25 protein-coding genes are annotated in these 25,875 nt (G+C 50.9%); 11 read left to right on the forward strand and 14 right to left on the reverse strand.

The genetic code is table 11. The features are described from left to right. Genes ABEA14_RS07140 through ABEA14_RS07150 form a run of 3 tightly spaced genes read right to left on the reverse strand, consistent with a single transcriptional unit; the run spans position 1 to position 4,167 of the window. A complete protein-coding gene (locus ABEA14_RS07140; protein WP_345339210.1) occupies positions 1 to 801 on the reverse strand; it encodes a TIGR03899 family protein in 801 nt (266 codons plus the stop codon). Then, positions 791 to 2,980 carry a GGDEF domain-containing protein gene (locus ABEA14_RS07145; RefSeq protein ID WP_345339211.1) on the reverse strand — a complete coding sequence of 730 codons (2,190 nt, stop codon included), beginning with the start codon at positions 2,978 to 2,980 and terminating at the stop codon, positions 791 to 793. Before ABEA14_RS07145 ends, ABEA14_RS07140 begins: the two co-directional genes overlap by 11 nt. Positions 2,981 to 2,991: 11 nt before the next feature. Beyond that, positions 2,992 to 4,167 (reverse strand): sugar ABC transporter substrate-binding protein, encoded by a 1,176-nt coding sequence (locus tag ABEA14_RS07150; RefSeq protein ID WP_345339212.1) that lies wholly within the window; start codon positions 4,165 to 4,167, stop codon positions 2,992 to 2,994. A 183-nt stretch (positions 4,168 to 4,350) separates the two neighbouring features. On the opposite strand from ABEA14_RS07150, the gene ABEA14_RS07155 reads away from it, so the two are divergent. After that, the gene (locus tag ABEA14_RS07155; RefSeq protein ID WP_345339213.1) at positions 4,351 to 4,731 is read left to right on the forward strand and encodes a hypothetical protein; all 381 of its coding nucleotides are present in this window, start codon (positions 4,351 to 4,353) and stop codon (positions 4,729 to 4,731) included. Positions 4,732 to 4,833: 102 nt separating this feature from the next. On the opposite strand, the gene ppa is transcribed toward ABEA14_RS07155, so the two are convergent. Then, on the reverse strand, positions 4,834 to 5,364 hold the full coding sequence (ppa, locus tag ABEA14_RS07160) for an inorganic diphosphatase (protein ID WP_345339214.1): 531 nt from the start codon (positions 5,362 to 5,364) through the stop codon (positions 4,834 to 4,836). A gap of 216 nt (positions 5,365 to 5,580) precedes the next feature. Between ppa and ABEA14_RS07165 the strand changes: the two genes are divergently transcribed. The 3 genes from ABEA14_RS07165 (at position 5,581) to ABEA14_RS07175 (ending at position 7,959) form a co-directional block, all read left to right on the forward strand. Then, positions 5,581 to 5,844, forward strand: a complete 264-nt coding sequence (locus tag ABEA14_RS07165) for a hypothetical protein (protein WP_345339215.1) — start codon at positions 5,581 to 5,583, stop codon at positions 5,842 to 5,844. Between the two features lie 91 nt (positions 5,845 to 5,935). Beyond that, complete coding sequence (gene mpl, locus ABEA14_RS07170) at positions 5,936 to 7,300, forward strand: UDP-N-acetylmuramate:L-alanyl-gamma-D-glutamyl-meso-diaminopimelate ligase (RefSeq protein ID WP_345339216.1); 1,365 nt, start codon at positions 5,936 to 5,938, stop codon at positions 7,298 to 7,300. Continuing rightward, positions 7,297 to 7,959, forward strand: a complete 663-nt coding sequence (locus ABEA14_RS07175; protein ID WP_345339217.1) for a flavin prenyltransferase UbiX — start codon at positions 7,297 to 7,299, stop codon at positions 7,957 to 7,959. The genes mpl and ABEA14_RS07175 overlap by 4 nt, the downstream gene beginning before the upstream one ends. Positions 7,960 to 7,977: 18 nt before the next feature. Here ABEA14_RS07175 and can read toward each other — a convergent pair whose 3' ends face one another. Continuing rightward, entirely contained in the window at positions 7,978 to 8,628 is a 651-nt protein-coding gene (gene can, locus ABEA14_RS07180) for a carbonate dehydratase (protein WP_345339218.1), read from the reverse strand. Between the two features lie 115 nt (positions 8,629 to 8,743). Between can and ABEA14_RS07185 the strand changes: the two genes are divergently transcribed. The 3 genes from ABEA14_RS07185 to trmB are packed head-to-tail and all read left to right on the forward strand — an operon-like array spanning position 8,744 to position 11,113. Beyond that, on the forward strand, positions 8,744 to 9,667 hold the full coding sequence (locus tag ABEA14_RS07185; RefSeq protein WP_345339219.1) for an ABC transporter ATP-binding protein: 924 nt from the start codon (positions 8,744 to 8,746) through the stop codon (positions 9,665 to 9,667). Then, on the forward strand, positions 9,664 to 10,437 hold the full coding sequence (locus ABEA14_RS07190; protein WP_345339220.1) for an ABC transporter permease: 774 nt from the start codon (positions 9,664 to 9,666) through the stop codon (positions 10,435 to 10,437). Before ABEA14_RS07185 ends, ABEA14_RS07190 begins: the two co-directional genes overlap by 4 nt. 1 nt (position 10,438) lies before the next feature. Further along, positions 10,439 to 11,113: a tRNA (guanine(46)-N(7))-methyltransferase TrmB gene (trmB, locus tag ABEA14_RS07195; protein ID WP_345339221.1), complete on the forward strand. Its 675-nt coding sequence runs from the start codon at positions 10,439 to 10,441 to the stop codon at positions 11,111 to 11,113. Between the two features lie 89 nt (positions 11,114 to 11,202). Here the strand turns inward: trmB and panD are convergent, their stop codons facing one another. The 8 genes from panD to sfsA all read right to left on the reverse strand — a co-directional run bounded on the left by panD (position 11,203) and on the right by sfsA (position 17,725). Further along, positions 11,203 to 11,583 (reverse strand): aspartate 1-decarboxylase, encoded by a 381-nt coding sequence (gene panD, locus ABEA14_RS07200; RefSeq protein WP_345339222.1) that lies wholly within the window; start codon positions 11,581 to 11,583, stop codon positions 11,203 to 11,205. Positions 11,584 to 11,663: 80 nt separating this feature from the next. Beyond that, positions 11,664 to 12,527, reverse strand: coding sequence for a pantoate--beta-alanine ligase (gene panC / locus ABEA14_RS07205; protein WP_345339223.1), 864 nt, complete (start codon positions 12,525 to 12,527; stop codon positions 11,664 to 11,666). A gap of 18 nt (positions 12,528 to 12,545) precedes the next feature. Beyond that, positions 12,546 to 13,337 carry a 3-methyl-2-oxobutanoate hydroxymethyltransferase gene (gene panB / locus ABEA14_RS07210; protein ID WP_345339224.1) on the reverse strand — a complete coding sequence of 264 codons (792 nt, stop codon included), beginning with the start codon at positions 13,335 to 13,337 and terminating at the stop codon, positions 12,546 to 12,548. A 149-nt stretch (positions 13,338 to 13,486) separates the two neighbouring features. Then, positions 13,487 to 13,990 carry a 2-amino-4-hydroxy-6-hydroxymethyldihydropteridine diphosphokinase gene (gene folK / locus ABEA14_RS07215; RefSeq protein WP_345339225.1) on the reverse strand — a complete coding sequence of 168 codons (504 nt, stop codon included), beginning with the start codon at positions 13,988 to 13,990 and terminating at the stop codon, positions 13,487 to 13,489. After that, the gene (gene pcnB, locus ABEA14_RS07220) at positions 13,990 to 15,384 is read right to left on the reverse strand and encodes a polynucleotide adenylyltransferase PcnB (RefSeq protein WP_345339227.1); all 1,395 of its coding nucleotides are present in this window, start codon (positions 15,382 to 15,384) and stop codon (positions 13,990 to 13,992) included. The genes folK and pcnB overlap by 1 nt, the downstream gene beginning before the upstream one ends. 98 nt (positions 15,385 to 15,482) lie before the next feature. Beyond that, positions 15,483 to 16,379 carry a tRNA glutamyl-Q(34) synthetase GluQRS gene (gluQRS, locus tag ABEA14_RS07225; protein WP_345339228.1) on the reverse strand — a complete coding sequence of 299 codons (897 nt, stop codon included), beginning with the start codon at positions 16,377 to 16,379 and terminating at the stop codon, positions 15,483 to 15,485. A 48-nt stretch (positions 16,380 to 16,427) separates the two neighbouring features. Continuing rightward, positions 16,428 to 16,874 carry an RNA polymerase-binding protein DksA gene (gene dksA, locus ABEA14_RS07230; RefSeq protein WP_345339230.1) on the reverse strand — a complete coding sequence of 149 codons (447 nt, stop codon included), beginning with the start codon at positions 16,872 to 16,874 and terminating at the stop codon, positions 16,428 to 16,430. A gap of 146 nt (positions 16,875 to 17,020) precedes the next feature. Next, positions 17,021 to 17,725 (reverse strand): DNA/RNA nuclease SfsA, encoded by a 705-nt coding sequence (gene sfsA / locus ABEA14_RS07235; RefSeq protein WP_345339232.1) that lies wholly within the window; start codon positions 17,723 to 17,725, stop codon positions 17,021 to 17,023. A gap of 98 nt (positions 17,726 to 17,823) precedes the next feature. Between sfsA and pepB the strand changes: the two genes are divergently transcribed. Further along, positions 17,824 to 19,122 carry an aminopeptidase PepB gene (pepB, locus tag ABEA14_RS07240; protein WP_345339233.1) on the forward strand — a complete coding sequence of 433 codons (1,299 nt, stop codon included), beginning with the start codon at positions 17,824 to 17,826 and terminating at the stop codon, positions 19,120 to 19,122. 59 nt (positions 19,123 to 19,181) lie between these two features. Here the strand turns inward: pepB and thpR are convergent, their stop codons facing one another. Continuing rightward, positions 19,182 to 19,709, reverse strand: coding sequence for an RNA 2',3'-cyclic phosphodiesterase (gene thpR / locus ABEA14_RS07245; RefSeq protein ID WP_345339234.1), 528 nt, complete (start codon positions 19,707 to 19,709; stop codon positions 19,182 to 19,184). A 69-nt stretch (positions 19,710 to 19,778) separates the two neighbouring features. Here thpR and hrpB point away from each other — a divergent pair, with 69 nt between their 5' ends. From hrpB to ABEA14_RS07260, 3 genes are all read left to right on the forward strand, one after another. Continuing rightward, positions 19,779 to 22,361: an ATP-dependent helicase HrpB gene (gene hrpB, locus ABEA14_RS07250; RefSeq protein WP_345339235.1), complete on the forward strand. Its 2,583-nt coding sequence runs from the start codon at positions 19,779 to 19,781 to the stop codon at positions 22,359 to 22,361. 9 nt (positions 22,362 to 22,370) lie between these two features. After that, positions 22,371 to 24,719, forward strand: a complete 2,349-nt coding sequence (gene mrcB, locus ABEA14_RS07255) for a penicillin-binding protein 1B (RefSeq protein ID WP_345339236.1) — start codon at positions 22,371 to 22,373, stop codon at positions 24,717 to 24,719. A 75-nt stretch (positions 24,720 to 24,794) separates the two neighbouring features. Beyond that, positions 24,795 to 25,661 (forward strand): OmpA family protein, encoded by an 867-nt coding sequence (locus ABEA14_RS07260; RefSeq protein WP_345339237.1) that lies wholly within the window; start codon positions 24,795 to 24,797, stop codon positions 25,659 to 25,661. The last annotated feature ends 214 nt before the right edge of the window (positions 25,662 to 25,875 follow it).

Genomic DNA, 25,875 nt, shown 5'->3' on the forward strand with positions numbered 1-25,875 from the left:
CTATTTAATTTCAAATGCGGGCTCTAACAGAGTCCGCAACTCCTCGATATAGGTTTGTCGTTGGGCGTCTGGCAACAGTTGGCTCAATTCATCCCCTACTGGTGTAAAACGGTAATAGACTAACCTGATCCCCTCTCTTTTCGGCTTTATTATCAAACGCTGACCGTTGATATTTAATGCCATAGGCTCCTGAGCCAATTCGCCTGATTCCAGCTCGCTTGGGTGCAGCAATCCGATATCGGTTAACGTCATCTGTACGCTGTAGGGCAAGCCGTGTTTTGACAAAGAGAGTGTCTCGGCGTTATCGCGTCGCCATTGCCACCAGTGTGGGGTGTCGAGCCAGCCTATCAGTACCCGCTTACCACCACTTCCCCAGGTGCTCCTCAATGCACACAGCTTTTGAAAGTGAAGAGCCTCTTTGGTTGTCATACCCCGAAGCGTATCGAGTGACTTAAGTGAGAAGTAACCAGGAAAGCGACTTTCTTCAGCCAGGATCTTACCCCACAGGGCCTGCATTTGAGGGTTATAGGTGGTTTCTGCCAACTGAATGAAATGCCTTAACCAGTCTGGATCCAGAGCCGAACCGGCATCTTTACCTGAACAATGGCTAAGCGCCACCGCGGCTACTTGCTCGATATTTTGTTGTTGTTGCTGTAGCAACAATTGCTGGCGATAGCGAGTGCGCTCGCCCAAGGTCTTGTGCTCGAGCAAGTCATCGCTGAGCACCCCTTGCTGGGCTAGTGCTTGTGTTGCTATCTGTCTGACACTGGCGGGTTCTGAACCACGGGTTTTAGCTGTCATTATTGCTTTCTGAACGTTGTCGGCTCAGGTTTTTCATCCGGTAATAAGTCTGCTTCTGATCATACATACGCTCATCTGCGATCTTAAACAACCGATTCGGTGGAAACTCTTCGGTTGAAGCAAAGCCTATACTGAAAGAGATGACGTACTCTGAGCGCTTACCTTCTTCGGTAACTTCAATCGCGTGCCGCCCTTGCTCTTGAACCAGTCGATCCATCAATAGCTCGCATCCCTTGAGGGTTCCTTCTTGCACCAGTAACGCAAATTCATCACCACCAAGGCGATAAACACTGTCACTTTTGCGACAGGTATTAAGCATCAGCTCGCCCAACTCTTTCAGCAAGCCATCACCTGCTTGGTGCCCATATCTATCATTCGCAAGCTTCAAACCATTGGCGTCAACTACGAACAAACCATAGTGGCGCTCTGGATAACGTTCATGAATAACGCGGAATTCTTCAACGGCCTCTTCGAACGCTTTCCGGTTAGGTAGTCCTGTAAGCTCATCGGTACGAGCCATCACTTCCAGTTCATCTGTCAGTTGGCGGTTTTCAACAATGGCACTGATCTGTTTAGCGAACAGCCTGAAGTTGTTTTGATGCTCATTGTCCAGCTGTCCAGATTGAACCACCAGCGCACCTAAAAACTGGTTAGATACAGAGCCCAAGTGGAACAGGTAGAAATGTTCATGGTGTAAATCGATTGTTTTTGGTAGTTCACTTATCTTTCTGGACGTAAATTGCTCCAGTTCGTCGCGTACGTTGAGTTGTTCAGTCGATTTAATGCCTTCGGTGACAAAGAATGCATTTTGATAACGGCTGGGAGCAAAGTAGAGCGCTAGCTTTTCATCAGGGAACAGTTCGCACAACAACTGCAGACTCAGTTCCGTGACTTCCATGTTGTTTTCACATTGCTGCAATTCAATTGAGAGTTTCAGCAGGCTTTGCATAAAGCGCTTACTGCGTTCCTCTCTGCTTAGGGAGACTCGAAGCTCTTTGGTTTTTTCGTCAACACGTTGCTCAAGCTGTTCGTTAAGAGAAGTAAGCTTGCTCAAGTAGTCGTCTTTCAGCTCGCCCAAATGGAGCAGTTCGCGATTTTTATCCTGTAATGTTCTGAGTTGGCGGGTAATGGTGTCCCCCATACCAGCAATTAACTGGCGAACCTGTTCGAACTCCATAAAGCGAAAGCGTTGAGTTGGGGCAACATAGTTACCGGCTTTGTATTGCTCCAGTACAGATGAAAGCAGGTTAAATGGCCGGCCAATCAGTCGTGCCAGCAGGTATGCGATCAGCATGGATATGACCAATGCGACAATAATGCTGCCAGTCAACGTCTGCTGTGCCTCAGCTAGCTGAGCCAGCCTGGTACTGCGTTTTACATGAAGGAACAGGGTGTAGTTCAGAGCGTTCTCTGTCAGATTCGCGCCGATCTCAAGATTTTTTATCGCCATCTGATGGTCATGTTGTTTACGCAACTCATCTGCCTGAGGCGAGGCGGCAATGGGCCTTTGGCCTTGAATAATCTCTAACGCTTCACCTTCCTGCAGGTGATTGTTAATAACGCCGTATACCTGATTAAATGGAATAACTGAAAGAATATAGCCCTCAACTTCTCGGGTCACCCCCTCCTGCAAAACATGCAGATAGAGAGGCATCAAAACCGCAATGCCATATTCACTGGGTCCACTTTCGTTCTTACCCGTATTGGTCATTCGGGGATCGCGGAACTGGAACAGCAGTTGGCGTCCGTCTTTGACGTGGCCCTCTTCGACCGCTCGTTGCAGTCGCTTCATCAGTTCACTGTCTTCGAGGCCTGCGATCGATCCTTGGAACTCTTCTACGATCAATAATTCTCTGTCCAACAGGTAAATAGATGATACCAAGGGGGTCTGCTCGACAAAGTCCTTCATCGCAGTGAAGGCATGGCTACTGAACAAAAAGCTGTCCAGAGCCTGTATCAGGAACCTTTCTCTGGAGAACAGATTAAAGTTGGTAGAGAAAATGGAGAATTTAAAGTCCATATCCTGGACCGTATTATCCAATGCGCGGTCTAGGCTTTTCTGCAGAGACGCATCATTCGCTTTATATTGTTGTTGCAGCAGCAAATAGGAGATAGATGCTGACGGGATCACAGTCACCACAACAATCACCAATGCCAGCAGACTTCTGACCTTAAACACGATAACTCAGCCTATTTACCCTGATACTTCTTCAATTCACGGTCGGCAAGCGACTGCATATACTTTGCGGCTCTTTCGGCTGTGTAGCCGTGGTCCATAAATCGTTTGTAACCTTTAGCTAGCGCTTCCCAAGTAATCGCCATTGCGGGTTCACTTGGCATCGCTTTGGTTAATGCGAGCTGGTCGAGTATGACCTTTTCGTCACCAATGGCATTCTTGCGGACTTGCTCGAAGACCTTGCCATTTACCGGGAGCAATTTGAACTCGTGATAGATATGGAGCTGACTTTGCTCTTTCTGAAAAAACAGAGACAGGGACTTCAACATATCTGCAGTTTCACTGTCTTTTTGCATTCTGGGGAAAGCCAGAGCAAAACTGGATGACATAGGTTGGAGTGGTTGGCCGTCAATCGTCGGAAGCACGGACAAGCCTAAATTGTCACCCAGCTCTTTTCTGAAATCACTGTATGCCCAATCACCGTTGATAGAGTATGCAAACTCGCCAGCGATAAACTGCTTCTGAGCACAATCGTAGTCGCACCATTTGGGCACTATGTCCCTGTCACTTAATTGTTTGTAAAAGTTAAGTGCCTTAATCATGGCGGGCGAGTTTAAAGTAACTTTGTCTCCTGCCATGGGCCAACCATCAAATGCACCCAAGAAAGGCGCAAACCAGTACATCTCTCCGTAGTTCCAGCCAATCGCCTTTAGCCCTTTTTGATTGAGTTCTTCCTGCTGTTTCGCCAGCTCTTTCCAACTGGTAGCCGGTGAGTCCACAAATGCTTTATTGTAATAAAGCATCAGGTGGTTGCCCTGAATAACAGGTATGCCGTATTGGCGCTCCGATATGATGGTGGTTTGCTTAGCTGAGTCCAGCAGAGATGAGTCGTTCCAATCGGCATCGACTTGGGTAAGTTTCAACTCCTGATGTAAGCCGAGAAAGTCTGAAGGCACGAGAATGACGTCAGGAGTCAACCCACTGGCTGCTCCCAGCAATAGCTCACCTTTGACCTTTGCTGGTGCAAATGGCGTTATTTTTACAGTGACACCGGTTTCTTCCGTAAATTTTTCAACAACCTGCTCGATAAAGGCCCGCGCTTGATGGGCATGCCAAAGCTCGATATCGGCAGCCGTGGCCGGAGCGCTCAGTAAACTGATAGCTAGACAGGCACGCAAAAAGGATTGCATCGACTACTCCTGCAGGTTGAGAACGATGGTCTAAGTGTAGATCAATCAACTGATTGCAGATTAGGATACGCTGACTGGTGCTTAGAGTCTGTGGGCTGTTTCAAAATTAACCAAGCCTCAATTATGGACAGACCACTTGCGTAGTACTCGCAACAGGTTAACCTGAGAATAGAGGTGAATATGATGAAACGTTCTTCAAAACTGGTTGCATCGTTTGGTCTTGGGCTCATCTTAGTTGCAGGGCTAGTCAGTGAGCTGTATGCGGACGGCAAAATTGTTGTTCGAAAAAGCTCTGAGCCCAGAGAGGTAAGCATTTGGGAGCAGCGTGAACAAATGCAGCAGGAGAAAGAATTTGAACAGTGGTTGCGCATGCAACAAGACTGGCAATGGATTTCCCAACTTCCACCAGGCTGTATTTTGCGCAAAGATCTGCGAGGGAGTTACGACTGCGGCGGGCGCTATTACTGGCCTTATCGCGGTGAAAAACAAGAATACTTTATTGAAGTGGATCCTCGAGAGTTGAGTGGCCACAAGAAAATGCCCGCACCCATAGACCCGCCGTAGGTGTTGGAACTGTCTAATTGCATGGCGCAGTTTTCGGCCGTACTTCCTGTACATAAAAAAGCGGCCATTTGGCCGCTTTTAAAGTAACGATAAGACTCTCAATTACTTGTTTTGAGCTCGCTCGTAGCTGTTCAGGATCTCTTCTTTGGCTGCGGCGGCGTCGGCCCAACCTTCAACTTTCACCCATTTGCCAGCTTCCAGCTCTTTGTAACGCTCAAAGAAGTGTGTGATCTGTGCTTTCAGCAGATCTGGCAGGTCGTTTACGTCCCGAATGTGGTCGTATTCTTTGCTCAGCTTAGTGTGAGGCACAGCGATAACTTTTGCGTCTTCACCTGACTCATCGGTCATTTTCAGAACGCCAACCGGGCGACAACGGATTACTGAACCTGCCTGCAGTGGGTATGGAGTTGGTACCAGTACGTCAACAGGGTCACCGTCCAGTGACAGTGTGTCATTTACGTAACCGTAGTTTGCAGGGTAGAACATAGGGGCAGACATAAAACGGTCAACAAATAGTGCGCCGCTGTCTTTGTCTACTTCGTATTTGATCGGATCGTGGTTTGCTGGGATCTCGATGATTACGTAGATGTCATCTGGCAGGGACTTACCTGCAGGCACCTGATTCAGGCTCACGAGCTGTGTCCTTTAACAATTATCTTAGATAAAAGTGTTGGCTATTATAGCCGCGAGTTTGCCTCAGGTCATGAACCCATCGAGAAAAGCTAACGTAATAAAAATGTGATGGAACTCACGTTGTTAATTTTGGTCCCACTGTTAAGTCGATAGGAGTCCATGATGAAAGCGTTGTTAGTTTGTACGTTATTATTGTTCACCGTTGGATGCGCGCAGATGAGTGAAACTCAGCCGGGCGATTACTACGTGTACCACAACCCTGACGCTTGGTTAATGGCGGATAGCGGTTGCAAGGTCAACAAACACTACATCCCCGATGCAGTCTCAGTTGAATGGAAAGGCCAGTGCATTGATGGGTTTGCCATAGGCTATGGTCAAGCCTGGTGGGTGGAATCAGATGGTACTACCGGGTATTTCCAAACTTGCTTGCAGCCTGAACATCCATTTTCGAAATGCTCAATGGGTGGCGGACGCAAATAGTGTGATTGACACCGTAAAGGTTGCTATAAACATCGTCTGGCCTGCTTAAACCCAGTAAACTGGCGTTTTTCGTAGTAAGCAGGCCACCTCAATGCATATTCATATTCTCGGCATTTGCGGCACCTTTATGGGAGGCATAGCCGCCCTCGCCAAATCTCTCGGCCATAAAGTCACAGGCTCCGACGCCAATGTTTATCCCCCAATGAGCACCCAGCTTGAGCAGTTGGGAATTGAGTTGGTTCAGGGGTATGACCCTTCGCAATTTGAGCCCAGACCCGACTTGGTGGTGATTGGCAACGCCATGAGTCGTGGTAATCCCGCCGTTGAGTATGTGCTCGAACAAGGTCTTCCCTATGTGTCTGGTCCGCAATGGCTGGGCGACCACCTGTTGCGCGAACGCTGGGTATTAGCGGTCGCAGGTACTCATGGCAAAACAACGACAGCCAGCATGCTGGCCTGGGTGCTCGAAGATGCGGGTATTGCACCCGGCTATTTGATTGGCGGTGTACCTGGGAACTTTGATGTGTCTGCAAGACTCGGCGACAGCCCGTTCTTTGTTGTAGAAGCCGATGAATATGACAGTGCGTTTTTTGACAAGCGCTCCAAGTTTGTTCACTACCACCCACGAACACTTATTCTCAATAACCTCGAGTTTGACCACGCCGATATCTTCGATGACCTAAAGGCGATTAAACGCCAGTTCCATCACTTGGTGCGCACGGTACCCGGCTCTGGCCAAATTCTTTGGGCTGAGCAGGAACAGGCGTTAGCTGACGTCATTGAGATGGGCTGCTGGAGCGAGCAGCAGGTCATTGGCAAAGGCAAAGACTGGGATGTCACCAATGTGACTCCTGATGGCAGTGAGTTTGATGTGCTTCTGAAGGGCGAAAAAGTCGGCCGTGTCTGCTGGCCGCTGATAGGTCTGCATAATGTGCAAAATGGTTTGATGGCGATTGCCGCCGCCCGTCATGTAGGCGTGACACCTGATGTCGCGATTGATGCATTGTCTCGCTTTAAAAGCCCCAAGCGGCGTATGGAGCTCAAAGCTGAGGTGAATGACATCATGGTCTACGACGATTTCGCCCATCATCCGACAGCAATCACTACCACCCTAAATGGCTTACGGGCCAAGGTAGGAGAGCAACGAATTATTGCGGTATTGGAGCCCCGCTCAAACACCATGAAGCTCGGGATCCATAAGCAGCAACTTGCCGATAGTTTGAAAGCCGCAGATGAAGTCTTTCTGTTTCAACCACCCGGTATTGAATGGTCGCTGAGCGACGTTGCAGAGCAATTATCCCAGCCCGTGACGGTATCTGATGATCTGGATGCGCTTAAGATGGCTATATTGAAGTCAGTTTCACCTGGAGACCACTTGCTGATCATGAGTAATGGGGGCTTCGGCGGATTACATACCAAGATCATTGATGAATTAAAACAAGAGGTGGTTGCTTGAGTTCGCAGGCAGCACAAAGCGACACAAAGCGTTTCGCAAACAATGACAAACAACTGACCCTGGCAATCACTGGCGCCTCAGGAGCGCCCTATGCGCTGCGATTACTAGAAGTATTAGGTAAAGCGGGTTGGCAGATACATCTGTTGGTCTCTTCTGCTGCACGAGTGGTCTTTGCGACAGAGCAAGACCTGAAACTGCCTGCTAAACCAGAAGCGATGGCGGCTGTGTTTGCGGAATACACAGGCGTGAATCAAGGGCAGATACACTGTTACGGTAAAGACGATTGGTTTTCGCCTGTAGCGTCAGGATCGGCCGCACCAAAGAAAATGGTTGTTTGCCCCTGCAGCACTGGCTGCCTCTCAGCTATCGCTACCGGCGCCAGTGATAACCTGATTGAACGTGCTGCGGATGTAGTGCTTAAAGAGCGAGGCCAATTGATTCTGGTGCCCAGAGAATCCCCTCTATCTGCTATTCATCTTGAACACATGCTGAAACTGGCGCAGCTAGGGGTAACCATCATGCCTGCGGCACCGGGGTTCTATCATCAACCCAAATCAATTGAAGATCTGGTGGATTTTATGGTGGCAAGACTTCTGGACCATCTGGGAGAGCCGCAGGACTTAGTGGAGCGCTGGGGGTATGGTGCTTCCCGCCGATAACGGGAAGCTATCCTTATATCAATCCGCAAAGACTTTGTTGAGTGCATGAAGATATAACTCTTCGCACTCTTCAGGGCGTTCAATGGTAAGGCCGGGGTTTTGCAGCTTGCCGTCCTCAACGCTGTAGATCCAACCGTGAACTCTTACGCGCTGCCCTCTTGCCCAGGCATCCTGAATAATGGTTGAGTTGACTGTGTTGTAGACCTGCTCGATGACATTGAGATCTGCCAGACGATCTGCGCGTTCGTCGTCATCAATTATCTGATCCAGCTTGTCTCTGTTCTTCAAATAGATATCACGAACGTGCAGCAGCCAGTTGTTTACCAGGCCGACCTTGGTGTTATTCATCGCCGCCACGATGCCGCCGCAGCCGTAGTGACCACAGATAATAATTTCAGGCACCTTGAGCACATCCACCGCATACTGCATTACGCTTAAGCAGTTGAGATCGGTGTGAATCACTTGGTTAGCGATATTGCGGTGAACAAATAGCTCGCCGGCTTTCAGGCCAGTTAATTGCTCTGCAGGGACACGACTGTCGGCACATCCAATCCACAGATAATTTGGGCTCTGACCTTTGGCCAGCTCTTGAAAATACTCGGGATCATCGTTCAGGCGACGTTCTGCCCACCGCTGATTATTTTCAAACAACTGCTTGATATTTGCCAAAATACGCTCCATATCTGAGGGACTAACCGCAGGCTAGTCTCACTGCATTCAAGGTCGACGCTTAGCGTCTGAAATGACCAGCCATTCTTGTTAATTACCCGGGTGACGTCTTGTTATGAATGCCTTACGCATTAAAAGGTTAACTAAAACGTATGCCGGTGGGGTCAAGGCGCTGAAAGGCATTGACCTGACCGTGGAGCAGGGGGATTTCTTTGCCCTGCTTGGGCCAAATGGCGCTGGTAAAAGTACAACGATCGGTATTATCTGTGCCCTGGTCAACAAAAGTGAAGGCGATGTCGCCGTTTTCGGCCATGACATTGATCAGGCGCGTGAACTTGCCAAATTAGAAATCGGACTAGTACCGCAAGAATTCAATTTTAATCAGTTCGAAACCGTACTTCAGATCGTGATGAATCAAGCGGGTTACTATGGTGTGACTCGCACGGTGGCCAAGGTTCGAGCGGAGAAATACCTGACTCAACTTGGACTCTGGGAAAAGCGCAATGAGCGTGCCAGAGAGCTCTCTGGTGGTATGAAGCGACGACTGATGATTGCCCGCGCGCTGATGCACGAGCCTAAACTGCTGATCCTGGATGAACCCACCGCAGGTGTTGATATCGAGTTGCGCCGCTCAATGTGGGAATTCCTGCGCGAGATTAATCAGCAGGGAATAACCATTATCCTTACGACTCACTACCTGGAAGAGGCGGAGATGTTGTGCCGCAATATCGCCATCATCGACCACGGCACCATAGTTGAAAACACGTCGATGAAGTCCCTGCTTGCAAAACTCAACGTAGAAACCTTCCTGTTGGATCTGGCTCCGGGAGCCCCAGACATTGAATTAACAGACTTTGTTAGTCGGCGCCTAGATGAAACCTGTATAGAAGTCGATGTGGAGAAGGAGCGGGGATTGAATGAGGTATTCAGTCAGCTGACAGAGCAGGGTGTGCAGGTGTTGTCTATGCGCAATAAGGCCAACCGCTTGGAAGAGCTGTTTGTCCGTTTGGTTGAAGCGGGTAGGGAGGCAAAAGCATGATCCATCGTCGCCATATGATCGCGTTGGAAAGTATCTGGCGCAAAGAGATCATTCGTTTTATGCGGATCTGGGTGCAAACCCTGGTGCCGCCTGTCATTACCATGACCCTCTATTTCGTTATCTTCGGCAACCTGATAGGCAGTCGCATTGGCGAGATGGGTGGCTTCGACTATATGACCTATATAGTGCCGGGCCTCATCATGATGTCGGTGATCACCAATTCCTACGCCAACGTCGCCTCGTCTTTCTATAGCGCTAAGTTTCAGCGTAATGTGGAAGAGCTGATGGTGGCACCCGTGCCTAATTGGGTGATTGTTGCCGGCTTTGTCGGTGGTGGTGTCGCCCGTGGCCTGCTGGTTGGATTTATCGTGACCATGGTCTCCATGTTCTTTACCCCGCTGGCGTTACACAATGTCGGTGTTCTGTTTATAACCGTCTTGCTGACCTCGGTACTGTTTGCTTTGGGTGGCCTGGCGAACGCGATATTTGCTCGAAGCTTTGACGATATCTCAATCATTCCAACCTTTGTGCTCACCCCTATGACCTACCTTGGCGGCGTATTTTATTCTATCCAGTTATTGCCAGAGTTCTGGCAAGGGGTCTCTCAGGTCAATCCAATACTCTATATGGTGAATGCATTCCGTTATGGCTTCCTCGGTGTATCGGACATCAACATCGGCGTTGCCTTAGGCGTACTGCTAGTAATGATCAGTTTGCTATTTGGTTGGGTGATGTACCTGCTTCGTACAGGCACCGGATTGCGGAGTTAAGATGGCAGGCAGCGAAGGTAATTCTCGTTCTATTGAGAGCAACCAGTCAGGGCTTCATGAACGGCTGGATGAGGTCGTGCGGCGTCATCTCGAACAACCTTTTCAGAAGCCTATTGCAGAGCGCTCACAAGCGCTTTTTGAGACGCTTTCTGGCAAGGTTCAGGCCCATGGCGGTCCAGTGATACTGGATTCTTGCTGTGGCGTGGGCGAAAGCACCCGTCGTTTGGCGTTACAGCATCCTAATGCGCTGGTGATCGGTATGGATAAATCAGCTGATCGCATCGAACGTGAGTTTCTGATTGAGCTGGAACAAGCGGATAACTACCTGCTGGCTCGAGCAGACCTCAATGACCTTTGGCGGTTGATTGCCGAATCAGACTGGCCTGTGACACATCATTACCTGCTCTACCCAAACCCCTGGCCTAAATCGAAGCATTTGCAGCGACGTTGGCATGGTGCAGCAGTGTTTCCCTATCTGTTGCAGATTGGTGGGCAGCTGGAGTTGCGCAGTAACTGGAAACTTTATCTGGAGGAGTTTGCCCAAGCGTTAGGTGTTGCAGGGCAAAATAAACCGGAAGTGGGTGAACTCTCCGTTTCAACGCCGTTGACGCCATTTGAGCGTAAGTATCAGGCCAGCGGGCAGGCGTTGTGGCAACTGGTGACGCACTTAAGCTAAGAGCCCAGTCTTTCTGTGCTAAGCCCCAGGATCGAAAAAGGCGAGTGCTTTCGCGCCTCGCCTTATCAAGCCATTCAGCAGTTAGCCGGTTAAGCCACCTGAATTGGCAGATCCTTGCTGGTACGGACAATGTTGTTGTCTTTGTCCAGATAAACCAGGCTGGGCTTATGAGTTTTCGCTTCAGCGTTACTCATGCCCACATAAGCACAGATAATCACGCGATCACCAACGTCTGCCTGGTGCGCTGCTGCGCCATTAACAGAGATGATCTTTGAACCGCGTTCGCCAGCGATAGCGTATGTGGTGAAACGCTTACCGTTGTCGATGTTGTAAATTTGAATCTGTTCGAATTCAAGGATCCCTGAGGCATCCAGCATATCCTGGTCAATCGCGCATGAACCCTCGTATTCGAGTTCAGCGTGAGTTACACGTGCTTGGTGCAACTTGCCTTTTAACATAGTGGTTTGCATTCAGTTTCCCCTTTATTGCTATCCTTGTCTTACTTCCGTCACAAAACTAGCGGAAAATCGACAAGGCGCGCAAATATAGATCAATCTGCGGCCATCTGCAATTCCACCACCTGATTATCTATCAGGCGGGCAGCGCCCAAAAATGCCGCTATTAGCACGACAGCCCGCTGGCTGTCTGATGTTAGAGGTCGCAACGTATCAGCATCCACTACATCAATGCTATCTGTATGGAACCCATGAACGTCCAATTGTTCCCGGACATTCTCGAGTAATTGCTCTAGCGGTATTTTACCCTCAACTAAGGCTTCGCTCAATTGCTGCATGTTCTGGTACAACAGTGGGGCGATGTCCCGTTGATCGGGCGTCAAGTATCCATTACGGCTGCTCATTGCCAAGCCGTCGCTATCGCGTACCGTGGGTACACCGATAATCTCAATATCCATTGCCAAATCTATCACCATCTGACGGATCAGGGCCAGTTGCTGATAGTCCTTCTGACCAAAGCACGCGACATCCGGTTGTACTAGGTTAAACAACTTGGTTACGACAGTGGATACGCCTCGAAAATGGCCGGGGCGTGATGCTCCTTCCAGCAGCGCCGACAACTCTGGCACCTCGACAAAGGTTTGCGAGGCCAATCCTTTGGGATACATGATGGCAGGCGTGGGCGTGAACAGCAGGTCGACGCCAGATGCCACTAGTTTCTGCTGGTCGGCGTCTAGGGTTCTGGGATAGCGGTCAAGATCGTCGGCACGATCAAACTGCATCGGGTTCACGAAGATGCTGACAATGATTTTGTCCGCATGTTTTTTTGCCTCTTCCACCAAAGTTAGGTGACCTTGGTGAAGATTCCCCATGGTGGGGACAAATCCGATGCGGTGCCCCGCCTGACGCCAGGCTTTTACCTGCGCACGGAGTGCTTCAATAGATTCTACGGTTTGCATGTTATTACCCGGATGATCCTAGAAAGTATGCTCTGGGCCTGGGAAAACGCCCTCTGCTACCGCATTAATATAAGCTTCAACGGCGCCGCGCATGTCACCACCTTCCGTCAGGAAGTTCTTGCTGAACTTGGGTGGTTTGCCGGGGGTAATACCAAACATATCGTGCATTACCAGGATCTGGCCATCGGTATCTTTACCCGCGCCGATCCCTATCACTGGGATGGTTAACGCCTCAGTGATCTGTTTAGCCAGGTCGGCAGGGATGCATTCCAGTACCAGTAATTGCGCGCCAGCTGACTCCAGGGCTTTGGCGTCATTGAGAAGTTTTTCTGCTTGCTCCTGCTGACGTCCCTGCACCTTAAAGCCACCGAACAGGTGAACAGATTGAGGGGTAAGGCCCAAATGACCACACACGGGTACGCCTCGCTCGGTCAGACCGCGGATGCTGTCATACAACCACTCGCCACCTTCCAGTTTGACCATATTGGCGCCAGCTTGCATTAGCTTGGTGGCGGTTTGGTAGGTTTGCTCGGGGGTGGTGTAGCTCATGAACGGCATATCACCGATCACCAATGTATCTGCTGTACCGCGACGGACACTGCTGATGTGATAGGCCATTTCATCGACCGTGACGGGCAGGGTATCTGAATGTCCCTGCAAAACCATACCGAGCGAATCACCTACCAGGATGACTTCGATGCCCGCGTCAGCGAACAGTTTGGAGAATGAGGCATCGTAAGCAGTAATGGTGGCAAATTTTTCGCCTGCCTGCTTGTACTTCAGCAATGTTGAAACAGTAGTTTTACTCATGCCAAATAACCGATTATTAAGACTTCTTGTCTGCCATAGGGCTATAAACCAAAGGGCTTTAAACCAAAACGCTTTAAACCAAAGCGTTCTGAACCACAGGGCGGCAAACTATATCAGTGGATTAGGGTTGACGCACCTGAAACACCGCCTTAGCGCTGCGGAGTATAGTACGCAAATCTTTGCAGGCCATTATCTGGGAGTTGTGCTGCCAGTGTTTTGATCGCAACGCCGTCATCGGGCATTTTCAGCTCCGGGGCGATCTCGGCCAAAGGCAGAATCACAAACTCTCGTTGACGCATATGGTAGTGAGGTACTTGCAGCCGAGGTATGTCGATCACTTGCTCTGAAAACAACAGAATATCGAGATCCAATGTCCTTGGCCCCCAGCGCTCAGCCTTGCGGGTACGGCCCTGCGTTTGTTCGATATGCTGCAATGCATCTAATAGAGCAAGAGGCTCGAGCTTCGTTTCAAGCTCGGCCACGGCATTTACGTAATCAGGTTGGTCTTGAGGCCCCAGAGGCTTGCTGCGGTAGAGGCCTGAAACATTTGTCAGCTGGGTATGAGCAATCGTAGTCAATGCATCAATAGCTTGTTTGGCCTGGGCAATGGGATCGCCAAGGTTACTGCCGATCCCTATGTAACAGGTTGCCATTACTGATTTGACTCGCCTTTACTCTCTTTATTACTGCTACCTGCTGATTTAGGCTTGCGGCGGCGTCGAGAGTTTCTGGAGCGACGTGGGCCACGGGGCTTAAGAGCTTTGATCAGTTGTTGCTGGTGGCTTTCGTCACTTTGTTGATAATCGGTCCACCACTGAGCCAACTCCTCCACTTCGCCGCCAACGATGCTGCCTCGTAACAATAGGAAGTCATAAGCGGCACGGAAACGAGGATGGCCAGCCAGTTTTTCAGCGCGATTACCCATACGCTTTGGCAAGCGCAGCTGCAATTGCCAAATTTCTCGCGCTGGAATGGAGAAACGTTTAGGAACGGCAATTCGCTTCTGCGCGCGGTCAAGTACGTCGCTGCTGGCCAGGCCTAGGGCGTCTGTGTACGGCAGGTCACTTTCCAACATCAGCTCTTCACAACGAGCCTGAACCGGACCCCAATAAAGGGCGGCAAACAGGAAGGCGGGAGTAACACGTTTACCTTCGGCAATACGTTTGTCGGTATTGGCCAACGCCGCTTCTAAAAAGCGTTCTGCATCGCTGTCACCTTCATCTGTGAAGCAAGGCTTAAGACTGGGGAACAGTTGCTGCATCAGTTTGTACTCGCGCAGCATCTTATAGGTGTCCAGTGCGCGGCCAGCCAAGAACAGTTTCTGCACCTCTTCAAACAGGCGGGCGGCAGGGATCTGCTGCAGCATATGCGCCAGTTCAGGAATAGGCTTAGCAGTGCGCTTGGTGATGCTCATATCCAGTTTTACCGCAAAACGCACAGCCCGCAGCATGCGTACAGGATCTTCACGATAACGGGTTTCCGGATCGCCAATCAGGTCAATCTTGCGTTTTTCTATTGCTTCGACGCCGTGAGCGAAATCGTGGACGCTGAAATCAGCAATGTTGTAGTAGAGTGCATTGATACTGAAGTCGCGGCGCGCGGCATCTTCTTCAATGGTGCCGTAGACGTTGTCACGCAGGATCATGCCTGTTTCAGCATGCGCGTTGCCGGTTTTGTCATCTTCCGCGTTGCTGTGGTGGCCACGCATGGTAGCCACTTCAATAATGTCACGGCCAAACAGGATATGAGCGAGGCGGAATCTACGGCCTACCAGGCGGCAGTTACGGAATAACTTTTTCACCTGTTCTGGAGAGGCGTCGGTAACAATATCGAAATCTTTGGGTTTAAGCCCCAGTAGCAGATCGCGCACGCCACCGCCGACTAGATACGCTTGATAGCCGTGTTTACTGAGCCGATAGAGCACCTTCAGCGCATTGTCACTGATATCCGTTCGCGAGATCGAGTGTGCAGAGCGAGGAATGACGGTCGCTTCTAGCGCGCCTCCAGTCTCGTCTTGGTCTTGCTGACCAACAGCCTGTTTGCACAATTTAATGATGCGGGAAAGGATAACTAACCTCTGAGATTACGCTGAAAATTTGGGCGCCAATGATATACCAGAGCGCGGGCAGGGAAAACTGCTGAGGATCAGTCGATGGCAATTTTCTCAGCTTTCGGTATCAGATTTAGTTGCCAATGCTTGGCTGACCAGGCCAAAAGCTCCTCAACGGACGCATCTTTGGCGTCTCTTGGTAGTGGTTGACGCAAAAACTTTAAGGCGGCCATCAGTTGTTCCAGCACATTTTCTTCATCCAATGCGGGCGCATGGGTTTGTTTTGACAGCTTATGACCATCGGCATGGGTGGCCAGAGGGAGGTGCAGGTAATCAGGGGTTTTTGCGCCTAGAGCGTTAAACAGGGCTATCTGCCTCCCCGTTGGCGTGATTAAGTCAGCCCCTCTAACAACTTCGGTAATCTGCTCATCAATATCATCCACAACCACGGCAAGCTGATAGGCGTAGAGGCGATCGCGACGACGAATAATAAAGTCTTCGTTGGCAAAGGCCTGATTCAATGCAATGGGGCCAAGCAGTTTATCTTCGAACTGGGCGACGGGGTGATGATTGATAAAGCGCAGTGCCGTGTCTTGATCGCCCAGATTTTTATCGCGACAAACGCCAGTATAGAAGCCACCTTGAGCCATGATGCTCTTTCGAGTGCAATGGCAGTAATAGCTTAGGTTTCTCGCCCTTAGATCATCTAGTACCGCATCGTAGGCGTCACTGCGTTCACTTTGGTAGATAACCGGCCCGTCCCAATGCAGGCCAAACTTCTCCAACTGACGCAGGATAATGCTATCGGCACCGGGCATCTCTCTGGGTGGATCGATGTTTTCAACACGCAGCAACCATTGGCCCTGCTGCGAGCGAGCCTGCATATAACTACCGACGGCAGCAATAAGGGAACCAAAATGAAGAGGGCCCGAGGGCGAGGGGGCAAAACGGCCGCGATAGGGGGCGGCCGCTTCAACATGAGACGACATCATCGATTGTCATGTAGCAATAAAGGGAGGTTAGTGGGCTCCCAATATTGATTAACCTGCGAGTTGCTTCTCTTTAATCTCTGCCAATGTTTTGCAGTCAATGCATAGGTCGGCAGTAGGACGTGCTTCCAGACGGCGAATACCGATCTCTACACCACAGTGGTCGCAGAAACCAAAATCGTCTTCTTCGATCTTTTGCAACGTCTTTTCGATCTTCTTGATCAGCTTACGTTCGCGGTCGCGGGTTCTCAGCTCCAGGCTGAATTCTTCTTCTTGCGCTGCACGGTCCACAGGATCAGGGAAGTTTGCTGCTTCGTCCTTCATGTGGGTTACGGTGCGATCGACTTCTTCACGAAGTTGGTTGCGCCAGGCTTCAAGAATCTTTCTGAAGTGCTCCAGCTGAGGCAGGCCCATATATTCCTCGCCTGACTTGGGCTGATACGGCTCAACCCCAGCGAGTGAAAGAATGCCCAGACTGCTAGCTTTGCCTTGAGGCATGCCCATTCTCCTTCGTCTAACAACAATTACCTAAAACTAAATAGGGCGCTATCTATATCAGAATCGCACAGCCCCTGCAATTTGATTGTTGGCTTTTGTTAATAGACAGACAAGGTGTAGATAAGTTGCGTGAGGCAGATCTTGCTTCAGCCAACTGGCAGCGGTCTGTCTATTTTGATTTCCTTTTCCGATATATCACAGCCATATGCCAGTACTTTTACCCCAGCCGAAATGGCTTCGCCTAAAAGTTGAGCATACGCTGGGTCTATGTGGGCTGCGGCTTTCATTGAATCTATACCTGTGTGTGTTACGCAGAATAGCAATGCAGCGCTATATCCTTGTTCAACTTGCTCAATAAGTTCTCTCAGATGTTTTTGTCCGCGTGTCGTCACGGCATCAGGAAAGTATCCTTGACCCTCTTCAAGTAGCGTGACCATTTTTACTTCCAGATAGCAGTCAGGCGCAGTGTCATGTTCGGATAGGAGAAAATCGATACGACTATTTTCCTGGCCGTATTTCACTTCCCTTTTTAACCCTCGGTATCCGCTGAGCTCGGTGATAATCCCGTTGCTCAATGCTTCTTCTACCAGCTTATTGGCCATGGCCGTGTTGACGCAAATGAGGTGGCTGTCGGGTGATACCGTGAGTTCAAGAGAGCCTGGCAGTTTACGTTTGGGATTGTTGCTTTTGCTGTAGTAAACAGGCCAGCCTTCGCCCGCGCATCCGGTCATCGCGCCGGTATTTGCGCAATGCACCGTTATTTGGTCTCCGTTGCTTAACGTTATGTCGGCCAAAAATCGTTTGTAACGCTTAATCAGTGTGGCGGAAGAGAGAGGGGGATCGAACAGCATCTAAATCTGGCCTTTTTAAATTGTACGCAGCTTGTTTGAGTCGGCATTGTAGTAAACTCTTTGACAAGTCATAACAACAAAAACAGGCAGAAGAGAAAATGGCAGATCGTTTAGTTGTAGAACTGACAGAACAAAGCCCGCCAGCCACCTGGGGAAAAAGCCCCCTTTCGTTTAGTGGTGATATCGCACGAATTCATATTGATGGAGCAAGCGAGCTGCGAACCATTCAGCAGGCTGGGCGAAAACTCTCTGCTATGGGGATTAAGCAGGTACAGCTCCATGGCCACCATTGGCTGATGGCGCAGCAGTGGGCATTTGCACAGGGCTTTGCCAATACCAATAGTGATTACGACATCCTTTGGGCGCCGCTGGAAGCCAGTCATCACGAAGAGTTGTTGGCCAGGGAGTCTGCGCTGCGATGGGTAAAGCAAGTCACACATCAAGGCCCCGCCAAATGCACGCCAGAATCTTTGGTGACGCAGGCGGTAAGTCATCTCCAGTCTATTGCGGGCGAGGAGCTTTCTCACCAGATTATAAAAGGCGAGGCGCTACTTGAAGAGGGCTGGGTCGGCGTTCATAGCGTTGGCCGAGCCAGTGACCATCCACCTGTGATGTTGGTACTTGACTATAACCCGACGGGCAATACCGATGCTGATACCCACGCCGTGTTGGTTGGCAAAGGGATCACCTTCGATAGCGGTGGCTACAGCCTTAAATCCAGCGAAGGCATGCTGTCGATGAAGGCCGATATGGGCGGTGCAGCCACTGTGACGGCTGCCCTTGGCTTGGCGATACAGCGCGGCTTGAAAAAACGTGTGAGATTGGTGCTCTGCTGCGCAGAAAATCTGGTCAGCGGCAATGCTTACAAACTGGGTGACGTGCTTGAGTATAAAAACCGTGTGACAGTAGAGATTGTAAACACTGATGCCGAAGGGCGCGTGGTACTGGCCGATGGACTACTCAAGGCGGCCGAGTTCAAACCAACACTGACCATCGATGCCGCAACACTGACGGGCGCTGCGGTGGCTGCTCTGGGCAATGAGTTTAACGCGCTGTTTGCGTTGGATGATAAGGCCGCGAAGAAGGCTCTGGCTGCGTCCGTTGCTGAGCAAGACCCATTGTGGCGATTGCCATTGGCGACGTGGCATCAACAGGCCTGCCCATCTCCCTATGCCGACACGGCCAATAGCCGTCCTGTTAAAGGCGGTGGTGCGGGTGGTGCATCCAATGCGGCGGGCTTTTTGTCGCGGTTTGTCGCAGATGAAGGCAAGGGCTGGCTGCATCTGGATCTGGCTGCCTCATTCAACGATAAAGGGAATAGTCTTTGGGACGCAGGTGCCACCGCGCAAGGAGTGCAAACCATTGCCCATCTGTTGTGTGAATATGTGCCTGAGTAAATGGAGCGTGTTTAACCGCTTTGAAATGGTCAGCTTTTAAGTGGTCAATGTTCGAGTGGCTATATTTGGAGCGGCCATGTTTGGAGCGGTAAGTAACAAACCCCGTCAGCACTGCTGGCAGAATGATAAAGAGTAAACTGCTGAAACTGTGTGCTGAAAGCGATGGGTGCTGGCAGTGTTTGAGGCTGTCGGGTGACTTTTCTTACAAGGGTAATATGAGGCCGATAAGGGCGCTCTTCTATCGGCAAGCCTGCACCGATGACTGCCTGCTGTAGCTGTTCGACCAGCTTTGAAAGCTCTTCAGGCATAGATGTCGGCGCGAGAAACAGTATCTGTGGTTTACGCCAATAACCGAAACGGTTGTAGGTGATAGCGAATGCTGGATTTTCTATCTCATTTACCCTTTCAACCAACTGACTTTGTTGTTCTTCTGATACTTGGCCCAGAAAAACCAGGGTTTGATGAAAGTTAGCGGCCGCGACCGGGCGCCCGGCGATAGCTAATGATCGCTGATTTTCCGCTATCTGGTTTTTGGCTTCGGTGTTAAATCCCAAACCCAAAAACAGTCGTTTGCCATTTTTTGTCATTGTAAGACGTTCACCGGATCTACCTTGGGTTAGAATAGTGCATCGCTTTAGCCATGATAGTGTTTTGCTTTGCCTGTATCTGACTCTTTAGCATCTCATCTGCCACCCATCGCTCAGCACTGCGACAGTATCTGCCAGGCATTGGCAGAGAATGACATGGTGATCCTGGAGGCGCCGCCGGGTGCCGGTAAATCCACCTTCCTGCCATTACAGCTATTAAAACAGGCCTCACGGCAGCAACAAAAGATCCTGTTGTTAGAGCCGCGCAGGTTAGCAGCCAGAAATGTCGCAGCGTTTCTGGCCCAGCAATTGGGCGAGCCTTTGGGGCAAACGGTGGGCCTGCGTATGCGGCAGGAAACCAAGGTCAGTGACAAAACCCGCATTGAGGTGGTGACCGAAGGCGTACTGACACGTTTGCTGCAATCTGATCCAGAACTGAATGGCATCGGCCTGGTGATTTTCGACGAATTCCATGAGCGCAGTCTGCATGCAGATCTGGGGCTGGCACTGAGCGTTGATGTTCAGCAAGGGTTAAGGGATGACCTCAAGATACTGGTGATGTCCGCGACTCTGGAAGGCATGGCGTTGCAGGAAAGGTTTCCTGAAGCCGCGTTAGTTCAGTGCGAGGGGCGTAGTTACCCAGTTGAGGTGTTTTATCAGGGCCGTGACCGACGTCAGCCACTTGCGCCACAAATGGTCAAACTCACCGAACAGGCATTGCTTGAGTCAGATGGCTCGGTATTGGTGTTTTTACCGGGCATGTTTGAGATCCAGCAATTACAGCGACAGCTCACTGAACGATTAGCTCATCACACGACGTTGGATAGCAGCACTATTGAGGTTACACCGCTTTACGGCAGTTTAGATCCCAAGGCACAGCGACAGGCGATTGCACCCGCAGCCGATGGCAAACGCAAGGTGGTATTGGCGACCAACGTTGCGGAAACCAGCCTGACTATTGACGGTATAAGTGTGGTGGTGGATAGCGGATTACATCGCCAGGCCAGTTATCACCATAAAATCGGTCATACCCGACTCGATACCCAGGAGATATCACAAGCATCAGCGACTCAGCGCGCCGGTCGAGCTGGGCGCTTGATGCCGGGAAGGGCTTACCGACTCTGGAGCGAGGAGTTGCATAGCCGCAAGGCGAAACAGTCTTTGCCTGAGATCCAATCAGCTGACCTATCGGCGTTGGTGCTGGAGTTGGCGATGTGGGGTGTTACTTGCCCTGAGGATCTGACCTGGTTGGATCTGCCCGATCCCAGTTTGTGGCAAAGTGCGGTCGCTCGACTTCAGCAGTATCAAGCTATAGATGGCGAAGGGCGGATCACTGCTCACGGCCAGGCGTTAGCAAAGGTGGGCGCCTCGCCCGAAGTGGCTCATATGTTGGTTTGGGCGGTATCAAATGCAACCAATCAATCTGCACTCAAGCCAACTGAACTTGCGCTGCCCGAGTCAAGTCTACTCGATACCGCCGCTGCGGTCGCTGTGCTGATGGAAGAGCCATTACCTAAGCAACCTTTTGCCGATGACCTTGGCCGCTGGTTAGATTGGCTGACTGACACTGGCGAACCGCATCAGGCGATGCGCAGGCGATTGCAGCAACGGGCACAGCAGTTGAAACGACAGACGGTCTCAGGCGCAGCGGCGAGCTGGAAAGCAAGCCTGTTCAACCATGACTATGCGGCGCTGTTGGTGGCTATTGCCTACCCGGATTGGATAGCGGGTGTGCGTGGTCAGCAATACCTTACAGCACGGGGTTTTGGCGCTAATTTGGCTGAGAACAGTCGTCATCAAAACGCTGAGTGGCTGGCGGTAGCTTCGTTGCGGGACAGCCATTCGGGTAATCCATTGGTCAGTTTGGCTGCCCCGTTATCTCTGTCGCTCGTTGAAGCCCATTGTGACTCTTTGATTGAAGAGCGACAGGAAATCGGCTGGGATGCCAGGCAGGAAAGGGTAACTGCGACAGAAGGGCGGTACTTGGGCAAATTGCCGTTAACAACCAAACCGTTGCAGATCCCCGTTTCAGACCCGCGCTGGCAGCAGGGCGTTTTGGCGGGAATAGCCGCCAGAGGCGTCGATAAGCTGCCTTGGACACCGGCATTAAGAAATTGGCAGCAACGAGTGTTGATGGCTCAGAGATATCTTACAGTTGACAACTGGCCAGATGTTTCTGATCAGCGGTTAGCTGCCGATTGGCAGTGGTTAGCGCCTTTTATTACCGATGTTCGTCACCCAAATAAACTGACTGAAACAATACTGAGGCAGGCTCTGCATAGCCTTTTAGATTGGTCGCTCGCGCAATTATTGGATAAGCAATTACCGACCCATTATCAAGCCCCCACAGGCTCGCGTATTGCTATTCAGTATCAGCAGGGAGAAGCCCCGCGCATTGCGGTGCGTATGCAAGAGATGTATGGTCAGCATGACTCTCCGAAAGTGGCTGGCAGCGTTGGTGTTGTCGTGGAGCTGCTTTCGCCAGCCGGGCGACCTTTGCAGGTGACGCGAGATCTAGCAGCGTTTTGGCAAGGCAGTTATCGTGATGTGCAAAAAGAGATGAAAGGACGCTACCCCAAGCATTATTGGCCCGATGATCCGGCTGCCGCCGAAGCGACTCGTAAAACCAAACGGGCGATGGGAAAACAGTAAACAGAGACTATGACAGAAAAGAAGAAACCGGCCCGTAAGCCAGCCCGTAAGACCAAATCAACGCGTAAATCTCGAACCAAGAAAGCTGCACCAAAACAAAAACGCAGTTTTAAGCGTTACTTTTGGTCGACTTTTTTCAAGCTATCCATCGTAGGTGCTGTGCTGGTCGCGGGTTATGGCGTTTATCTTGATAGCCTGATCCAAACCAAGTTTGAGGGCGAGCGCTGGGAACTGCCTGCGCAGATCTATGGGCGACCGCTGCGGCTTGCGCCGGATGCCCCTGTCAGTCGACAAGAGCTGATGCAGGAGCTGGAACTGCTGGGCTACCGCAGAGTAAACAAGGTGGTTGCTCCCGGAGAATATGCAGCATCAGATTATGCGGTACAGATTTATGCCAGACCGATGCGTTATGGCACCCGCACTGATCCTGCCAGGCACTTGATGGTGCGTTATACCGGCCGTGATATCAGTGTGCTTGAGCAGAATGGCCAGGAGGTAAACCAAGCCTATCTGGAGCCTTACCTGATCGAGCGTATGCCGAGCGGCTTGGGTGAAGACAGGGTATTGGTTGAGCTGCAGGATGTACCGCAGATGCTGGTTGAGGCACTGCTATTGGTTGAAGACCGCGACTTCTATCACCACTACGGTGTATCTCCGTTCTCAATTGCACGAGCGCTGGTGGCCAATATTAAGGCGGGGCGTACGGTGCAGGGTGGCAGTACGCTGACTCAGCAGCTGGTTAAAAACTTTTTCCTGACCCGTGAACGTTCCATTGTGCGCAAGCTGCGCGAAGCTTATATGGCGCTGATCATTGATGCGCGCTACGAAAAAGATGAGATCCTGGAAGCTTATTTAAACGAGATCTACCTTGGCCAGAACTATGCCACAGCGGTGCATGGTTTTGGTCTTGCCGCTCAGTTCTATTTTGGCCGTCCTCTCGCCGAGTTAAACATAGGGCAGTTAGCTTCTTTGGTCGCTCTGATCAAAGGTCCTTCCTATTACGATCCCTGGCGTCATCCCGAACGGTTAATGGAGCGTCGTGATTTGGTACTGCGGCTGTTGGTCGAAAATGAACTGCTGGACACCGATGAATACAAACTGGCGGTTAATCAGAACACGCAGGTATTACCGCGTTCTGAAGCGGCCATGGCGAAGAAGCCTGCGCTGACTACCATGCTGCGCCGGGAGCTGACAGAGTTTGCACCGCAACTGGTGGGCCAGAATGGACTCAAGATCTACACAACATTGGATCCCTTGGCCCAAAAAGCGGCGGAGAAATCAGCAGTGGCAATGCTGCCTGCGTTGGAAAAACGCCATAAACTGAAAAAACTGCAGACAGCGATTGTGGTGACCGATGCCAGTACGGGCGGGATCCGTGCACTGGTGGGAGATCGCCGCCCTGGTTATGCGGGTTTTAACCGCGCCATGGATGCCAGGCGCCCTATTGGCTCGCTTATTAAGCCTGTGGTCTATCTGGCAGCATTGACTGACTCAAAGAAGTACTCGTTGGCGTCAGTGCTGGCCGATCGACCTGTTTCAATGGTTAATCAGCAGGGTAAGCGCTGGCAGCCACAGAACTACGACCGTCAATTCCGAGGTAATGTCAGCTTAATGGATGCCCTTGTGATGTCGCTGAATGTACCTACGGTTAACCTAGGTATGAGCCTGGGACTGGAAAAAGTATCCCGACAGATGGAGAACTTGGGCGTTGAACCACCACAGCATTTTTATCCATCCTCACTGCTTGGTTCAGTAAGTATGACACCGCTCGAGGTAGCACAGCTTTATAGCTCATTGTCTGCAGGCGGTAGTTATCAACCTCTGCACCTGATTCGCGCTGTACTTTCCAGTGAAAATGAAGTGTTGGCTGACCTCACGCCAAGCCGGGTGCAAACGGCAGACCGTAAAGCGACTTACCTGCTCAACTATGCGCTTCATGACGTCACTACACGTGGCACAGCAAAGTCCCTTGGCCAACGCTTTCCCTCCTATGAACTGGCGGGTAAAACGGGTACCAGCAATGATGCCCGAGACAGTTGGTACGCGGGGTTTGATGCACGTGACGTGGTGACCGTGTGGGTGGGTCGTGATGATAATGCGGCTACAGGGCTGACTGGCTCAAGTGGCGCATTGCAGCTTTATGCCGATTACCTGAAGCGGCGTTCGGCGGTTTCTTTGAGGTTCAGTCCGCCCGCGGGCGTCAAGCTGGCTTACTTTGACACGGCAACAGGCTCACCCTCGGACGATGACTGTGAAGGTGTGGTTGAGGTGCCAGCTATCGCAGCGTCTTTGCCAGTCGCGCCCAGCTGTCAGCCAGACAAAGAGAAGAGCTGGTGGAAGCGGTTGTTCGGGGGCTGACGGGCATTTTTCGTCCCATGTGCAATACTCAGAGTGTGATTTTAATCACGGGTATTGGGACACGGAGGACGAAACGTGAAAATAATAAAGTGGTTTGTACTCCTGTCCGTAGTCTGGATTTCCGGTTGTACCAGTACGGGACAGGTTTCTACTAAAGGTTGGTGCGCCATTGTTGGTGGTGCCGGCGGGGGCTTGTTAGGGGCTATCGACAGTGCCGGCGCAGCAGGCGCGGGTGCAGCAGCCGGTGCCCTAATTGGTTACTTTGTATGTGACAATGATGAAGATGGTGATGGTGTACCTGATGGAGAAGATCAGTGCCCCAATACTCCTGAAGGCGTTAAAGTCGATGCTGTGGGCTGTCCGATAGACAGTGACGGCGATGGCGTTCCTGATTACCTGGATAAGTGCCCAGGCACACCAGCTAACGCGCCAGTCGATAGTAATGGTTGTCCATTAGATAGCGACGGTGATGGCGTTCCGGACTATAAGGATCAGTGTCCAGATACACCTCCAAATACTGTGGTCGATGAAGTGGGTTGCCCACCACCGAAAGCGGGTCCACCGGCTTATATGGCAGCTTGTGGTGACATGATCATGATGGAAGACAACCGTATCGTCGGCTTCAAACACATACTGTTTGATTTCGATTCAGATCAGCTGACTCCTCAAGGTCAGGAGATACTCAACTGTGTTGCAGCCGTTTATGAGGAAACCAGTATTCCTATGGATCTGGACGGCTACACATGCTTCGTCGGTGATGAGGCATATAACGAGCGTCTCTCTCAACGCCGTGCTCACTCTGCTCGTAACTATCTGGTGAGCAAGGGAGTGAAAGAAAACGTGCTGCGTATCGAGTGGCATGGAGAGTCTTCACCAGTGGCAGATAACAACGACTTAGGAGCGCGTTACCTCAACCGTCGTGTTGAAGTAAGCCCTGAGTAATTGGCTTTAAGGAAACAAAAAGGGAGGCGTTAGCCTCCCTTTTTTGCTCTCGAGTGCTTGTTTAGCTGGTACAGCCTCTTAAAGCAAAGCAGTAACGAAACAACGCAAATGGATTTCAGTGCCAATAACCAGAACGGTTGCCACCAGGCACCTGTCCTTGCTTCCACTAAATCAGATATGCCGAACAGAACTAAAGTGATGATTAAAACGAAAT

It is taken from the genome of Corallincola platygyrae, assembly GCF_039544265.1.
GTDB classification, from domain to species: Bacteria; Pseudomonadota; Gammaproteobacteria; order Enterobacterales; family Neiellaceae; genus Corallincola; species Corallincola platygyrae.